Annotated in this window: 13 protein-coding genes; 10 read left to right on the top strand and 3 right to left on the bottom strand. The window is 67.4% G+C overall.

Features of this window, described 5'->3' with window-relative positions; translation table 11 throughout:
* The first annotated feature begins 30 nt into the window (after positions 1-30).
* The 3 genes from AAF481_06730 to AAF481_06740 are packed head-to-tail and all read left to right on the top strand — an operon-like array spanning position 31 to position 1,732.
* Positions 31-633 carry a sigma-70 family RNA polymerase sigma factor gene (locus tag AAF481_06730; GenBank protein ID MEM7480851.1) on the top strand — a complete coding sequence of 201 codons (603 nt, stop codon included), beginning with the start codon at positions 31-33 and terminating at the stop codon, positions 631-633.
* The gene (locus AAF481_06735; GenBank protein MEM7480852.1) at positions 630-1,148 is read left to right on the top strand and encodes a hypothetical protein; all 519 of its coding nucleotides are present in this window, start codon (positions 630-632) and stop codon (positions 1,146-1,148) included. Before AAF481_06730 ends, AAF481_06735 begins: the two co-directional genes overlap by 4 nt.
* The gene (locus AAF481_06740; GenBank protein MEM7480853.1) at positions 1,145-1,732 is read left to right on the top strand and encodes a hypothetical protein; all 588 of its coding nucleotides are present in this window, start codon (positions 1,145-1,147) and stop codon (positions 1,730-1,732) included. Before AAF481_06735 ends, AAF481_06740 begins: the two co-directional genes overlap by 4 nt.
* A 133-nt stretch (positions 1,733-1,865) precedes the next feature.
* Here the strand turns inward: AAF481_06740 and AAF481_06745 are convergent, their stop codons facing one another.
* The gene (locus AAF481_06745) at positions 1,866-4,310 is read right to left on the bottom strand and encodes a helicase C-terminal domain-containing protein (protein ID MEM7480854.1); all 2,445 of its coding nucleotides are present in this window, start codon (positions 4,308-4,310) and stop codon (positions 1,866-1,868) included.
* A gap of 115 nt (positions 4,311-4,425) precedes the next feature.
* Here AAF481_06745 and AAF481_06750 point away from each other — a divergent pair, with 115 nt between their 5' ends.
* From AAF481_06750 to AAF481_06770, 5 genes are all read left to right on the top strand, one after another.
* Complete coding sequence (locus AAF481_06750) at positions 4,426-4,785, top strand: hypothetical protein (GenBank protein MEM7480855.1); 360 nt, start codon at positions 4,426-4,428, stop codon at positions 4,783-4,785.
* Positions 4,786-4,912: 127 nt separating this feature from the next.
* On the top strand, positions 4,913-7,279 hold the full coding sequence (locus tag AAF481_06755) for a TonB-dependent receptor (GenBank protein MEM7480856.1): 2,367 nt from the start codon (positions 4,913-4,915) through the stop codon (positions 7,277-7,279).
* 71 nt (positions 7,280-7,350) lie between these two features.
* Entirely contained in the window at positions 7,351-9,573 is a 2,223-nt protein-coding gene (locus AAF481_06760; protein ID MEM7480857.1) for an SO_0444 family Cu/Zn efflux transporter, read from the top strand.
* Positions 9,570-10,442, top strand: a complete 873-nt coding sequence (locus tag AAF481_06765) for a protease modulator HflC (GenBank protein ID MEM7480858.1) — start codon at positions 9,570-9,572, stop codon at positions 10,440-10,442. Before AAF481_06760 ends, AAF481_06765 begins: the two co-directional genes overlap by 4 nt.
* On the top strand, positions 10,432-11,403 hold the full coding sequence (locus AAF481_06770; protein ID MEM7480859.1) for a protease modulator HflK: 972 nt from the start codon (positions 10,432-10,434) through the stop codon (positions 11,401-11,403). Before AAF481_06765 ends, AAF481_06770 begins: the two co-directional genes overlap by 11 nt.
* 3 nt (positions 11,404-11,406) lie before the next feature.
* Here AAF481_06770 and AAF481_06775 read toward each other — a convergent pair whose 3' ends face one another.
* Positions 11,407-12,456: a hypothetical protein gene (locus AAF481_06775; GenBank protein MEM7480860.1), complete on the bottom strand. Its 1,050-nt coding sequence runs from the start codon at positions 12,454-12,456 to the stop codon at positions 11,407-11,409.
* Between the two features lie 128 nt (positions 12,457-12,584).
* Complete coding sequence (locus AAF481_06780; GenBank protein MEM7480861.1) at positions 12,585-13,349, bottom strand: hypothetical protein; 765 nt, start codon at positions 13,347-13,349, stop codon at positions 12,585-12,587.
* Positions 13,350-13,514: 165 nt separating this feature from the next.
* Here AAF481_06780 and AAF481_06785 point away from each other — a divergent pair, with 165 nt between their 5' ends.
* Both AAF481_06785 and AAF481_06790 read left to right on the top strand, forming a co-directional pair.
* Positions 13,515-13,913 (top strand): hypothetical protein, encoded by a 399-nt coding sequence (locus tag AAF481_06785; protein ID MEM7480862.1) that lies wholly within the window; start codon positions 13,515-13,517, stop codon positions 13,911-13,913.
* Positions 13,914-14,024: 111 nt separating this feature from the next.
* On the top strand, positions 14,025-15,752 hold the full coding sequence (locus AAF481_06790) for a M28 family peptidase (GenBank protein ID MEM7480863.1): 1,728 nt from the start codon (positions 14,025-14,027) through the stop codon (positions 15,750-15,752).
* Positions 15,753-15,785: the final 33 nt, after the last annotated feature.

Here is a 15,785-nt window from a genome sequence, read left to right on the forward strand (position 1 = left end):
CCTACCGTGGTGATCGCTGAGAGCCTGCCCATGGAGGGCGTCGACTTCGAGCGGGAGCTGCTGGCGAGGGTCGCCGCCGGGGACGAAGCCGCCTTCGAAGAACTGATCTCCCGCCATCAGAAGCGCCTGCTCCATCTCTGCGAACGGCTCCTTGGCGACGCCGACGCGGCGCGCGACGCGGTGCAGGAAGTCTTCCTCCGGGTGTGGACTCGCGCCGGCCGCTACCGGCCGCGCGGCCAGGTCTACACCTGGCTCTACCGCATCGCCGTCAACTACTGTCTCAACCGCCTTCGGCGGCGCAAGGTGGTGCGCTTTCTTCGCCTGGCGGCTCCGGGCGGCGACGATTCGGCGCCAGGGGAGTCGTCCGTCGAGCCGGTCGACGGCGGGGCCGATCCGGTGTCCGCCTTGGAGTCCCGAGAGCGGTGGGCGCAGACCCGCCGGGCGATCGACGCCCTGCCGGCGGGCCAGCGGGCGGTGCTGGTGCTGGCGCGCGTCGAGGGGCTGTCCTACCGGCAGGTCGCCGATGTGCTGGAGATCACCGTCGGTGCAGTGGAGAGCCGCCTGTTTCGGGCAATGCGGACGTTGGAGAACGATCTGGGCGCAAGCCGGACAAGAGAAGGGACCCGAGAATGAACGCGAAAGACTCGACCGAACGGCTGCTTTGGCGCGACCTCCACGGCGAACTGTCGGCGGCGGAGCGACGCGGCCTGGAAGAGCGCCTGGCGGCGGACCCGGCCCTGGCCGCCGAGCGCGATCGCCTCGCCGTCCTCTGGCAGGGGCTCGAGCTGCCGGAACCGCAGCCGGTGCCCCTCGGCCTGACGGAGAGGATCATGGCTCGTGCGCGGGAGCGCCGCCGTACAGCCCTGCCGCCGTGGATTCGAGCGGCCAGCGCCGCCGCTCTCGCCGGTGGTCTGGTGCTCGGCGTGGGCTTGGGCTCCCTGGCGCCGGAGGCCGTCGATGCGGTCGCCGAGACCGCCGAAGTCACGGACGCCGGGAGCCCGGACGCCGGGAGCCCGGACGCCGGGAGCCCGGACGCCGGGAGCCCGGACGCCGGGAGCGCCGAGGCAGGCGGCCTGGCGGACGAATACTGGCGCATGCTCGAAGCCTTCGAGAGCGATGCGGCAGCCGCGGGAGGGCTCGAAGGGTGAAGCGCGGCGTCCTGGTGATCCTGCTCTGCCTCGCCCTGGGACTGAACCTGGGGATCTTCGCCATGCAGCTCGTCGGGCACTTCGGTGAGCGTCAGGAACGGCGCGAGGCCCGGCATCTGCGCCACGGGGAATCGGCCCTCGAACACCCGCCGCAGCGCGGACCGTGGGAGCGCCGCGGCCGCCGTTTCCGCGAAAGCGGGGAGCGCGGCGGACGCTGGGCGGAGCGGTTACAGGGCCGGCTGGCGGATTCCCTGGAACTCGAGGGCGACAGCCGCGAGCGCTTTCTCGAACTGCAGCAGGAGTTGATGCGGAGCAGCCTGGAAAAGCACCGCCGCCGCCACCGACTGGAGCAGGAGCTTCGGCAAGAGCTGATCGCCGAGACGCCGAACGAGGCGCGCATCGACGAGCTGATCGACGAAATCGCTACCTCCTTCAGCGAAGCCGAACGCACCACCGCCCGCCTGATTCTCGAATCGCGCCAATTGCTCGACGAAGACCAACAGCGACGGTACCTGGGATTCCTGGGGGAAATGCGCGCGCGCCGGGGCGGTCGGGCGCTGGGCGATCGCGGCCGGCGGCCCTGATCTCAAAAAAGGCCCCGCTCGTGGGCGGGGCCTGAAGGAGGGATGAGGGAAAAGGAGACTGTGTTGTCCTGTCTTGTCCCTGTTAGGTCTACGGAGCACCCGCCGGAAGAGTTTGCCGCACCGCGGAAATCGTTCAGTTGACCGACTCCGAGTCGTCCCTGCCGGCGAAAAAGTCGAGGGCGGCGCGGGCGGGATCGCCTTTGAGGGGGGTGGGGTTGCCGTCGTCCATCCAGTCCTCCGGCAGGTGTTGGCGGTAAGGCTTGTGGAGGAAGCGGCGGTCTAGGAGAGCGATCACTCCAGTGTCCTCCGCCGAGCGGATGAGGCGGCCGGCGGCCTGGACGACGCGGGTCATCCCCGGCACCACGAAGGCGTATTCGAAGCCGCGCTCGAAGCGCTCGTCGTAGTAGTCCTTGAGCAGCCGCTGTTCGAGGGACAGGCCCGGCAGGCAGGGACCCACCACCGCGACGGCCTTCAAGATGTCGCCGGGGTAGTCAACGCCCTCGGCGAAGACGCCGCCGGCCACCGCCAGCAGCAGCACGTCGCCAAACAGCGCCGAGCGCAGGTGGTGGAGGATCTCCTGGCGCTCTCGATCGTTGGCCGTCTGCTCTTGGATCAGCACCCGTTTGCCGGCCTCCGGCAGGCGGGTGGCGACTTCCGCCAGGAACGAATAGCTGGGGAACAGGGCCAGGCAGTTGCCCGGCACCGCCGCCGCGAAGGCCGACAGGCGCTCGGCGATGGGCTGGTAGTTGGACGGCCGTTCGCGGTAGGTGGTGGCGACGGTGGAGTCGATCACCACCCGGCGATTCTCCGCCGGGAAGGGGCTGGGGATGGCCTCGAAGGAGGTGCGGGCGCTTTCGAAGCCGAGCAGGTCACGGTAGAAGTCCGACGGCGACAGGGTAGCGGACAGGCCGATGGTGGTGTGAGTGCGGCCGATCACCGAGCCGAGGAAGCGGCTCGGGTCTTTGCACAGCACCCGCACCGTGCGCTGCCCGCGGCGGCGCTCGGCGCAGTGGCTGAAGGCATCGTCGCCGGCGGAGAGCACCAGGCCGTTCAGGAAGCGTAGAACGTCGAAATAGAGCGACACAAAGGGGTCGTCGGCGCGGAAGGACTTGGTTTCGCGGTTGTGCTCCAGGTAGTCGATGAAGGCTTCGTCCAACAGCGGCCGAAGCTCCCAGAAGGCGTCTTCCGGCAGTGGCGCCTCCACCGCCCGGTCGCCGTCGCCGGAGCCGATCTCCAGTTCCAGCAGGGCGTCGGTGGTGCGCTCGATGGTGCGCGCAACCTGGGCGCAGAGGTTGCCGATGCGCAGGTGGATGGGCGCCCCGCCGCGCATCGACCGTTCGGCGGCTCGGCGCGCCGTTTCGGCGTCGAGGGCGGGGCTGTAGTATCCGCGGCCGCGGTCCACCAGGTTGTGGATCTCGTCGACCACCAGGACCGTGTCGGACAGGTCCGCGTCGCCGGCGAAGTCCGATAGGGCGACGTAGGGGTCGAAGGCGTAGTTGTAGTCGCACACCACCACCTGCACCTGGCCGGTCAGCTCCAGGCTCACCTCGAAGGGGCACACCACCGCCTCGCGGGCGCGTTCGAAGATGTCGTCCGGTTCGAGAGTGGGGTAGTCGTCGATCAGCCGGCCCACCACGCCGGTGGACTGCAGCTTCAGGTAGTAGTCCTTGGCGTAGGGGCAGTACTCCTCGTGGCAGATGATCTGGTCGTTGGCGCACATTTTGGACTTGGCCCGCAGCCGGAGGGAGCGAAAGGCCTGCTCGCCATTGAGCAGCTTGAGCACCTCCAGGGCCATTTCTTGCTGCAGGGTCTTGGCGGTCAACACGAACAGGCGCTTGCCGCGGGAGAGACAGTAGCGGAGTGTCGGGTAGAGGGTGGCGGCGGTTTTGCCGATGCCGGTGGGCGCTTGCATCAGCAGGTGTTCTTTGTGGGCCAGGGCAGACTCCACGGCATCTACGATCTCGTGTTGGCCGGAGCGCTTTTCCGGATACGGAAAGGGCATGCGCGCCGCCGCCGAGGCGCGTTCCCGGGCGGCGTGCCGCTGCCCCTCGAAGGAGCGGATGAGGGCCGAGGCGCGGCGCTTGATGCCGGCCTCGACGGCCCGGACGTCGAACTCTACCGGTTGGCGGTCGATCTCCTCGGAGCCGATCTCGATGAGCACCAGCTCCGGCCGCACTTCTTCCTCGTCCAGGCGGCTGACCAGCCAGGCGTAGAGCTGCGCCTGGCGTTCGTAGAGTTCCCGCTGGGCCGGCGAGAGCTGGCCGCCGCGGCGCAGGGATTTGATCTCCTCGACCACCCGCACGCCGTCGTCGCCGCGCCGGAGGCCGTCCGCCCGGCCGGTGACGGTGATCCGCCAGCCGCGGTAGTCGAAGGTGTAGGAGAGGGCGACTTCGCGCCGGAAGGAGCCGTCTTCTGCGAGGGCCTGCTCCTGGTAGCGGCTGTGGATCGCCTGGCCGAGCCACAGCCGTTCGTAGCCGCCGCGGTTCGAAAATCCTAGGTTTCTGAGCAGCACGCTGTCGAGGAGGTCCTGGACCGACAGCTCCAGGGTCATCTCGTCCCCATCGAAGCGCGGCGCCATGGACGGAGTATACGTGGCTCCTCCGGCGGAAAATTCGATGCGGCGCCGGGGATGGGGAATGAAGGCGTCCGCCCGCGGGTTGTTGAGATTCAGGTATCATCAGTCCCTGAGCGCCATGAGACTCTCGCCACGCCATCGTCTGCCCGCCTTCGCCTGGACTCTGCTGCTGCTGGTCTCGGTGGTGGATTTGCACGCCCTCGGCGGCGACGATCACGGCACGGCGCTCACCGGCGAGACGTTCTATCTCTGCCAGGCGGAAGACCGCGCGCCGGCCTCCCATGTCGAACCGGCTCACGCCGTGTCGCCGGAGGAGTGCCCGGTGTGCCAGCACCGCGAGCACAGCCGCGGCTTGGCGATCACCGCCGAGCCGCGCGTCGCGCAATTGGTGCTCGCGGCGGCTGCGGCGCTGCCCGCCTTTCCTCCGCGTCCCCTCCATCGGCGCGCCGGCCACGGCCGCGCGCCGCCGCGTTCCTGATCTCCTTTCTCTCCCCCTGACCGGCAGTCGCCCGACGGCGGCCGCCGGGTTCGCGCGGTGCGGTGTGTTCCGGGCTGCGATTCTTGGATGCAGACGTGGATCTCGTAGGAACGAGGAGTACTTGACAATGAAGATGTTTCGAATGGACCGGGAGGGCCTTGGAGCCGTTCTCGGACGCACTGTTGGATTTCGCGCGCGGCGCCATGCTGTGCTGTGGGCGCTGAGTCTCTCGCTGGTCGTCGGGGCGGTGGGTCCGCTTGCGGCGCAACCGACTTCCGACGCCGATTCCGGCACCATCTCCGGAGTGGTGCGCGACCGTGACGGCCAACCGGTTACGCGCGGCGAGGTGCTGCTGGTGGATCGCCACCTGCGCCGCGAGCTGAGCGCCGATGGCACCTTTCGCTTTGAAGATCTGCCGCCGGGCAACTATCTGCTGGAAGCTGAAACGCCGCTCGCCGGCAACGGCGTGGCGCGGGTAGCGGTGCGCTCTGGCGAGGCCGTCGACTTGGAGATCGGGGTGGACCGGGCGGTGGTCGGCGACGAGATCTTCGTCACCGGCTCGGCGATCGCCCGGAGCCGGCTGGATGTTGCCCAGCCGACCACTACCCTGTCCGGCGACGAGCTGGATCGGCGCCTTCAGTCGTCCCTCGGCGAAACCCTCGCCGCGGAGCCCGGCATCAACGCCACCTCCTTCGGCAACGGCGCCAGCCGGCCGGTGATCCGCGGCCTGGGCGGCGACCGGGTGCGGACCTTGGAAAGCGGTGTCGGTAGCGCCGATGCATCCAACCTGAGCCCGGACCACGCGGTGTCCACGGATCCCCTGGCGGCGGAGCGCATCGAGGTGCTGCGCGGCCCGGCGACGCTGCTCTATGGCAGTTCCGCCGTCGGCGGCGTGGTCAACGTGCTCGACGGCCGGGTGCCGAGCTACGTGCCCGAGGCGCCGATTTCCGGCAGCGTCGAGATCGTCGGTGGCACCGCCGCCGATGAGAAGGCCGGCGCCGTTTCCTTGAACGGCGGCGGCGGGGCCTTCGCCTGGCACGCCGACTACCAGAAGCGCGAGGCGGACGACTACGAAGTGCCCGGCCCTCCCTCCCTGGACGAAGACGAAGATGAAGACGAGCCCTTCACCGGGGTGCTGGAGAACAGCGCCGTCGAGACCGAGAGCGGCGCCTTCGGTGCCTCCTGGGTCGGCGAGAATGGCTACTTCGGCGTCGCCGTCAGCGGCTTCGACACCCTTTACGGCGTCCCCGGTGGCCACGGTCATCACGAAGAAGAGGGACACCACGAAGAGGAAGAGCACGAGGAAGAAGAAGAGGAAGAGGAAGAGGAGATCATCCGCATCGACCTCGAGCAGCGCCGGGTGGACCTGCGCGGTGAGGTACTGCGCGCCTTCGGGCCCTTCCAGGGCATCAAGGTGCGTCTCGGCGTCGCCGACTACGAGCACCAGGAGCTGGAAGGCGAGGAGATCGGCACGCTGTTCGAAAACGACTCGCTGGAAGCCCGCGTGGAGCTGGTGCAGGCCGAGCGCGGCCCTTGGAGTGGCTCCATCGGCCTGCAGTTCGGCGACAGCGATTTTTCGGCGATTGGCGAGGAGGCCTTCGTGCCGCCGTCGACCACTCAGTCGCTGGCGGTCTTCGCCTTCGAGGAGTTTGAACGCGGCGCCATCACCTGGCAGGGCGGTCTACGCTTCGAAACTCAGGACGTGGAGACCTCTTTCAGCGATCGCTCCTATGACGGCCTGAGTGCCTCTGCTGGCCTGATCTGGCGGCCGCAGGATGGTTACGCGGTCGCCGCATCCCTGGCTCGCACCACTCGTTTGCCGACCTCGACGGAACTCTTCGCCGACGGCCCACACCTTGCCACCGGTGCCTTCGAGATCGGCGATCCGAATCTCGACGAGGAGATCTCCACCGGTCTCGACGTGTCCTTCCGCAAGACGGAGGGTCGCCTGACCGGCTCCGTCGCGCTGTTTGCCAACCGCTTCGACGATTTCATCTTCGAGTCCTTCACCGGCGAGGAGGAAGACGAGCTGCCGGTGGTGCGCTTCCTGCAGCGCGACGCCGAGTTCACCGGCGCCGAGGTCGACGGCCGGATTCACTTGGCCGAATTCGGAGGCGGCCATCTCGATCTGCTGGTAGGCGGCGATCTGGTGCGCGCCGAACTGCGCGGCAGCGGTGAGAACCTGCCGCGCATTCCGCCGCTCCGGCTGCGTGCCGGGCTGGACTACCACCGTGGCCCGCTGCGTGCCGTCGTCGAGGTGCGGGATGTCGATCGCCAGGACCGCACGGCACCGGAGGAGACGCCGACGGACGGCTACACCACCGTCGACGCCTCTGTCGGCTACCGCTTCCTCGCCGGACCGACGGTGGTCGACGCCCTGCTGCGCGGACGCAACTTGACGGACGAAGAGCGCCGCAATCACGTTTCCTTCCTAAAGGACGACGTGCTGCTGCCCGGGCGCGACGTTTCTCTGGTGTTGCGCGTATCGTTCTGAGTTGGTTTCCGGGGCGTAAAGCCCCGGAAACCCTCGGCATCGTCGTCGTCGCCCTGTAGAGTCAGGCGGTCATGTCTCTTCTGTCGATTCTTCTCGCCGTCCTCGAAGGCGCCTGGGAAACCTTTTTCCTGGCCGCACCCTTCGTGCTGTTCGGCCTGTTCGTGGCGGGTGTGCTGCATGTGCTGATCTCCCGCCGCGCGGTGGAGCGATGGATGGGAAAGGGTGGCCTCGGAGCGGTCTCCAAGGCCGCCGCCTTCGGCGTGCCGCTGCCGATCTGCTCCTGCGGCATCGTGCCGGTCTCCATCGAACTGAAGCGCAAGGGCGCCAGCCGGCCCGCTAACCTCTCCTTTCTCATCACCACCCCGGAGTCGAGCGCCGACGCTATCTTCCTGACCTGGGCAATGCTTGGACCGGTGATGGCCATCGCCCGGCCGGTCGCTTCGTTCTTCACGGCGCTTATCGCCGGGGTGCTGGCGATTGCCGAGAAGGCCGGCCTGCGGAGGGAAGACTCCGATGACCAGCCTCTGGATGAAGCGGTCCTGGCCGACAGCGGTGTCCATCTGCATGACCACCACACGGAATCGGCGGCGGAAGAGGAGACTCTTGGCTGGTCCGGCCTGTGGCGGGCCCTGCGCCGGCGCGACGGTGCGACGCTTCGCACCGCCGGCCGCAAGGTCGGACACTACGCTTTCGTCGAAATGCTCGACGACATCGCCTTCTGGCTGATCGTCGGCTTCCTCCTCGCCGGGGTGATCGTGGCGGTGGTGCCGGACGACCTCGCCGCCGGCGGCGGTCTGGTGCCGATGCTGATCCTGCTGGTGGCGGGCATTCCCCTCTACATGTGCGCCTCCGCTTCGACGCCGGTGGGCGCGGCGCTGGTCGCCAAGGGCGTGAGCCCCGGAGCGGCGATGGTCTTTCTCCTGGCCGGCCCGGCGACCAACGCCGCCTCGCTGGTGCTCCTGCTGCAGCACTTCGGGCGTCGCTTCGTGCGCATCTATCTGGTGAGTATCGCCGCGGGTGCCCTCGTCACCGGCCTGGTTCTCGACTTTCTGCTCGGCGTGGCCGGCTGGAACGTGGTCGCGCGTCTCACCGCCGAGACGGAGGGGTGGGTGGGCTTTCTCCACACCGCGTCGGTGGTGGTCTTCGGCCTGCTGCTCGTCTGGCGGCTGTTTGCCGGTGCCTTCCGCCAGGGGATGCACGAGGCGGCGGACAACCTGCGCGGCGCCCGCGCCTTCGTCGCCAGCCGCTGGCCGAAACTGCGGCTGCGTCACCTGGTGGCCGCTGCCGTGGCGGCCGTCGCTCTCTTCTGGCTGTCGATCGGCGTGGCGGTGATCCCGCCGGATTCCGCCGGTTTCCGGGTGCTCTTCGGCCGGGCGGCGCGGCAGCCGCTGCCGCCGGGCCTGCACTTCGGGGCGCCGGTGCCGTTCGGCCGCATCGACGTTTGGCGGGTGGATTATCCGCGCAAGGCCGACGTCGGTTTCCGCACCGATCTGGAGGCCATCGCCCAGCGGCGGGAGATCTCGCTCTTCGCCAACCCCAATGAATGGCACAGCCCGGTGGCGGCGATGAACTCCCGGCCGTTGGAGGCGGGCTATCTGACCGGCGACGAGAACCTGCTGGAGATGACCTTCACGGTGCACTACGGGCTCGACGAGCCCTACCGATTTTTCTACGCCATGGACCAGAGGCGCGATTTCGTCGCCCTCTACGCCCGTTCGGTGGCGCGCCATGAAGTGGCTTCGCGCACCCTCGACGCCTTGTTGACGGAGGACCGCCCGGTCGTCGAGCAGCGCCTCCGCGATCGCCTGCAGGAATCCCTGGACGCCATCGACTCCGGTGTGCGGGTGAACTCCGTCCACGTCGTGGACCTCCATCCGCCGCAGGAAGTGGTGGCCGCCTTCCGGGATGTCTCGTCGGCCAACGAAGACCGGGCGTCGCGCATTCTGCGGGCCGAAGAAATGCGCGAGCAGGAAGTGCCCCGGGCGCGCGGCCAGGGGCTGCTGGAGCGTGCCGCCGCGGCCGCCGCGGCCGAGGGCCGGGCCACCGAGGCGGCCGGCGCGGCGGAGTCCTTCACCGCCCGGGCCGGCGCCCTCGCCGGAGATCGCTCGCTGCTGACCCATCTGCTGTGGATCGAGTCCGCCGAGCGGGTGCTCGCCGGCCGTCCGAAGGTGGTCCTGCCGCCGGGAACCGGCGGCGGATCCATCGGTCTGTGGCGCGGCGCCGACGGTCCGCGGCCGAACCGCTCGCCAGCGCCGCAGAAGAAACCCTTCGACCGGGAGATCGACCACCCATGAGATTCCGCTTCGTACAGATCGTTCTGTTGATCCTCGTCCTGCTGTGGCTGTCGACGGCGGTGTTCACGGTGCCCGAATCGGAGATGGGGCTGGTCACCCGCTTCGGAGCGCCGCGCGCCGCGGCCGCCGGTCCGGGCCTCCACTTCAAGGCGCCTTGGCCGATCGACTCGGTCCTCCGTCTCGACGCCCGGCTGCTGGTGTTCGACGGCGAGCCGATCGAGCTGCTGACGGCGGACAAGAAGAACGTGCTGGTGGACAGCTACCTGTGCTGGCGCATCGCCGATCCGGTGCGCTTCGCCCAGACCGTCAAGAACCGGGCCGAGGCGGAAGCCCGCCTCCTCGACGTGTCCGCGGCGGAGCTGGGCGCGGCGGTCGGCGCAGTGCCGATGGAGGGCTTCATCAACACCGACGAAGAGGCTCTCGAGCTGCGCGCCATGTCCCGCCGGGTAGCCGAGGCGGTGGACTCCTTGACCCGCACCAACTTCGGCATCGAAATCGTCGATCTGCAGGTCAACGGCTTCACCCTGCCGCCGCAAAACCGCGCCAGCGTCATCGCCCGCATGCGCGCCGAGCGCGCCCGCATCGCTACCCGCTATCGCAGCGAGGGCGAGGAGAAGGCGCTGGAGATCGAGGCCGCGGCCCTCGCCGAGCGCGAGCGCATTCTGGCTGAGGCGCGCTCCGAAGCGGAAGCGGCGCGCGGCGAGGGTGAGGCCGAGGCGCTCGCCATCTTCGCCGATGCCTACCGCGCCGATCCGTCCTTTTATCGCTTCCTGCGCACCCTCGAAGCCTACGAGTCGATCGTCGATGAAGAGACGACGGTGTTCCTCGAATCCGATTCACCCCTGATGCGGACCCTCGATGGCCCCTGATTCCCCAATGCCTCCGCCGAGCGTCCGCTGGATTCGCGGCGCGGTGGAGTACACCCGCCGGCGCCGCCGGGCGGTTTTCGGCGCGCTGGCGGCGGTGATTCTGTTGCTGTGGCTGGCAGCGGGAATCTACTCCGTGGGCAACGGCGAGTCCGCCGCCCTGCTGCGTTTCGGACGCTATACAGGGCAACCGGTGGCCTCCGGGCTGCGCTTTCGATTGCCGGGGGTCGAGCGGGTGGAGAAGGTCGCCACCGGCGAAGTTTTCCGGTTGGAAATCTTCGGCGAAAAGGTACCGGATCTGGTGCTGATCACCGGCGACGAAAACCTGATCGAGACCACTTTGGTGGTGCAGTACCAGGTGGCCGAGACGGGGCGGTTCTTGTTCGGCAGTGAGGATCCGGAGCTGTTGGTGGCCCAGGTGGTGCGGGCGGCGCTGGTGGAGACGGTGGCCTCCCTGCCGGTGGATACGGTGCTCACCTCCGGCAAGGCGGCGATCCAGAACCGCGTCCGCACCGAGGCGCAGCGTCTGCTCGAAGGCTACGGCGCCGGGGTCGTGCTGACCGCCGTCAACCTGCAGGCGGTCGATCCGCCGCGCGAGGCGGCGGCGGCCTTCCGGGATGTGAGCGACGCCAAGGCTCAGGCGGCCGGCCAGATCAGCGACGCCGAGAGCGCCCGGGAGCGCGAGCTATCCCTCGCCCGCGGCGGAGCGGAACAACTCCTCTCCCGGGCCGGCGCCGACGCCGACCGCCGCCGGCAACAAGCCCGCGGCGCCGCCGAGCGGTTCCGTCAAGTCCTCGCCCAGAAGCGCCGCACGCCGGGGCAGACGGAAACGGACCTGTGGCTCGAAACGGTCCAGTCCACCCTGCCCCAGGCGCGGGTGATCGTCCTGGCCCCGGGCCAGCGGCCGGTGATCGATGTCCAGATGGTGGAAGAGGGGGCGGCGACGCCCGTCCCCCGCCGCTGACCGCTACTCGACGACAAAGAACACGTCGGTAGTGTCGATCCTCAGTTCTCGATTGCCTACCGCGAGCCAGGCAGCTCCGTAGAAGTGGAAGAAGTTGCCCGCCTTGTCGCGCCGTTTCGTGTAGCGGAAGTCCAGGCCGATTCGCACCACGCCGGCCTGGGCCAAGCTCAAGGTCTCACCCGGCTGAGAGATGGCGTCGTGGTTCTGGTCGATCCACAGCAGCAGCTCGTCGTACACGACGTCGCCGGCATCGATCGCACCGTTGCCGTTACCCCCCAGGGCAGGTAGATCAAACTCCGCCAGCGGGATGTAGCCGTTTTCCGCCGTCGAACCATCAACCCGCGGCGTGTGATTGCCGAACAGCTCGGCACCGCTGGTGATTGCCCCGTCTCCGTTTCGATCCAGGGCGAGGAAGGCGTCGAGCCCGCGAGGGTCTGTCCACGACAGCGTTTCGGCGACGCCATCGGCGTCGATGTCGAAGGAGACCGGATCCCCCAGACCGGTGAGCAGGAAGCCATTGCGGTCCAGATCTAGCAGAATCGGCGAATCCGGCCCGCCGGGGTCGCAGCCCTGGGGTGGGTAGGGGTGGTCGCAGGGGTCCGGGGATTCAAAGTCGGTCCACCATTGGGCGTCGGCCCTTTGGCAATCCTCAACACTGACGGTGGTGGGACCAGGCCGATTGTAGCCGTACATGATGCGATCTCGGCACTCCCAGCGCTCGACATCTCCGAGACCCATGAGGTGGCCGATCTCGTGGGCCATCGTGCGGTCCAAGTTGTCGCACGGTTCGCCGCTGTAGCTTTGCTCGAAGATTCTGATGGTGACCCCAGTGAGATCGCCGCTTTGGTTGTATTCGCGTATCGTGTAGCCGCATCCTCCGGTTGGCCCTCGGTCCAGATTCCTTCCATTTTGAAAGATCACGTCTACATTGAAGTGACCGGCCTGCGGCGATGACCCGGTGTAGATGTGGGGGACCTGGGTGACGGCACACGAAGAGTTCCAGAGATCGGCTCCATTGGCGATCCAGGGGAACGGAGTGGGAGAGACCAGCATGAAGAAGTTCGCTTCTTGTTGGCCGTTCCAGTTAGAAAGTTTCGGAGCGCAGTCAATGGCACCTAGAAGAGGCGGCCAAAGGACCGCAATAGCCCAAGTCGCTGCGCTGCAGAGTCGAAACTTCTTCCTCATGGGAGACTCGATTCCAATGCCTCTTCAAGGGATGAAAGTAGGTCCGAGTAGAAGATTTCCGGAAAGTAGTCGGTCACGGAAGTCTTGCCGCTCGGAAGGCGGTAAAAGAGCTGATCGTCGAGCAGAGGAACGAAAGGGGCCCGAAAGTCAGGCGCCTGCTCGAAAATCAGTAGAACAGAGTCTCCTTCTTGTGGAATATCCTCCCCTCCGCGCGGCCGAACGCAGTAGGACCCCCCTTCCATGAGAAGGGTCACGCCGCCATAGACCACTCGCAATGTCCGGAAGGGACGAATGCCTGAAGGGGATTTGAGTAGGCTGTCAACCTCGATTTCGAAGAGGGTCGATGCCACCCCCTGAAAGAAGCCCGAAGCCTGGGTTGAGACCTTGCCGCTCACGATCAATTCCGAAAAGCGCGAGATTTCGTAGGGAGTTCTCGGTGGGTTCAACCATTGGGGTCGCTGGTCGTCGATAATGAGGTAGGTCATGCACGGGTCCTCTGCCGGACTCTTGCCTTTCGTTTCGTAGAGGCGCCGAGAGCGATCTAGCTCTCTCTTGAGGCTCGATTGCGTGCCCGCCGGCAGGAGATCCCAGTTCATCTCCCCATTCGGTGCCGCCTCTTCCAGGCTCACCCACAGCGGCCGACCGGTCTCCTCGGCGTATTCGCCGCCGATCCAGGCGGGGATCTCAGCGGAGAGCGCCACCGGAGTGGCGGCGAGCAGGACGAGGGCGAGGCTCAGGGAGAGGATTCGAGACCGATTCATTGAATTATCGTAAATAATTCGATGTCGTGGATCAAGGCGTTGGGATCGGCTGGGTGCTCGCTCGACCGCCCGGGCGGTATGATGCAGGAAAGGCGCGGAAGACTCGATTTGGGCGGAGAACCGGCCAAGAACTTGCTCGCGCATCACCAAGGGAGCCTTGATCTCATGAGCTACGACTGGAGTACCGTTCTGCACCTGTTCGGCGGCTTTCTGCTCTTTGCGAGCCTCGGCGGCATGGTGTATCACCAGCTCCAAGCCGGCGAGACCACCGGCGAGGGCTGGGGGATCAAGGCTCGCAAGCTGGCCGGGGCGACCCACGGCGTGGCGCTGCTAGTGATCTTGTTCTCGGGCCTGATGCTGATCGGTCACCTCTCCAGCCTGCGGGTGCTCCAGGGTTTCCCCTGGCCGGCGTGGGTGTGGCTCAAGCTGGCCCTGTGGCTGGTCATGGGCGGCATCCTGGCCGTGGTGCGCCGAGCGCCGCGTTTGGCGCTGACGCTGTGGTGGACCATTCCGCTGCTCGGTGGCCTGGCGGCTTTTCTCGCGATCATGAAGCCCGGCTCCTGATTCTTCACCCCGATTTCCCTAGCATGCGGCAACACGATCCGTCGACTCGCCGGCGTCCGCCGGGCCGGCGCGCCGCAGGGCCGGATCTTTCGACTTCTAGGAGAACTAGCGATGCATTCAACGGCACGAAACCCAACTCGACTCTTCTTTCTTTCTCTCGCCATGACCGGCGCCTTGGCGCTCTTCGGTGCCTGCTCGCCGGGCGCCGAAACCGCCGCGGAGGTCGACCTGGTCGCTGCCGCGCCGCAGGCCGCCGAGGTGATCACCGAAGAGGTGCTGAAGCCGCCCATCGCCTACCTGTCCGATGATGCCCTCCAGGGCCGCGGTCCGGGTTCCGAGGGCGATACGGCGACGCGCCAGTATCTGATCCAGCAGCTCGGAGCCATGGGCTATCAGCCGGGCGCTGCAGATGGCGGCTGGGAACAGCCCTTCGACATCCTGGGGATCACCACCACGGCGCCGGAGACCTGGAATTTCGTCGCCGGCAATCGTTCCTTGAGCCTCAACTTCTGGGACGACTTCATCGCCGGCTCCGGGGTGCAGGAAGCTGCCGTTGCGGTGGCCGACGCCGAGGTGGTGTTCGTCGGCTACGGCATCGAGGCGCCGGAGTACGGTTGGGACGACTACAAGGGCGCCGACCTCACCGGCAAGGTCCTGCTGATGCTCAACAACGATCCGGATTGGGATCCGGCCCTCTTCGAGGGCAACCGGCGCCTCTACTATGGCCGCTGGACCTACAAGTACGAGAGCGCCGCCGCCCAGGGCGCCGCCGGGGCGATCATCATCCATACGACGCCCTCGGCGGGCTATCCCTTCCAGGTGGTGCAGACCTCCTGGACTGGACCACAGTTTGAGCTGCCGGCCGGCGACGAGGCGCGGGTGCAGGTGGCCGCCTGGGTTTCCGAGGATGCCGCCGAGCGGCTGGTGTCCTTCGCCGGGGAGAATCTGGCGGAGTTGACGGAGCGGGCGCGCAGCCGTGAGTTCGAGCCGGTGCCGCTGGCAGTGACCACCTCCATCGAGTTGACCAACGAGCTGGAGAGCACCCAGACCGCCAACGTGCTCGCCGTTCTGCCGGGGCGGGACCCGGAACTGGCCGACGAGGCGCTGGTCTTCTCCGCCCATCATGACCACCTGGGGGTCGGCAAGGCCGATGCCGAAGGCGACACCGTCTACAACGGCGCCTTCGACAACGCCTCCGGCTGCAGTCAGCTCTTGGCTATCGCCCGGGCCTTCCGGGAGCTGCCCGAGGCGCCGCGTCGCTCGCTGCTCTTTGCCTTCGTGGCGGCGGAGGAGCAGGGCCTTCTCGGTTCCGCATTCTTCGCCCGCAATCCCACCTTCCCGCCGGGGAAGATCGCCGCCAACATCAACTACGACGGCGCCAATATCTGGGGCCGCACCCGCGACATTGGATTCATCGGTTACGGAAAGTCGTCCTTGGACGAAGTGGTTGAGAAGTATGCCGGCGAGCAGGGGCGGGTGGTGAAGGCGGACCAGTTCCCGGATCGCGGCTTCTTCTACCGTTCGGACCAGTTCAATTTCGCCAAGATCGGCGTGCCGGCCATCTACTTCGACAGCGGCACCGAGTTCATCGGCCAGCCGGAGGGCTGGGGCGAAGAGCAGATCAAGGCCTGGGAGAGCGTGCAGTACCACCAGCCGAGCGACGAGCTGGAAGACGACTGGAACTTCGAGGGGATGATCGAAGACGCCCGCCTGGGTTTCCGGGCGGCGGTGGAGATTGCCGAGGCGAACCGAATGCCCACCTGGAATCCCGGCGACGAGTTCGAGGCGGCGCGCCTGGCGGCGCTTGAGAATGCGTCTTCGGCGGAGGGGTCGGAGTAGTCGAAGCTGGCCGGAGAAGGCGATTCGCTGGAC

The organism is Acidobacteriota bacterium (genome assembly GCA_039030395.1).
In the GTDB taxonomy this organism is placed as follows: domain Bacteria; phylum Acidobacteriota; class Thermoanaerobaculia; order Multivoradales; family JBCCEF01; genus JBCCEF01.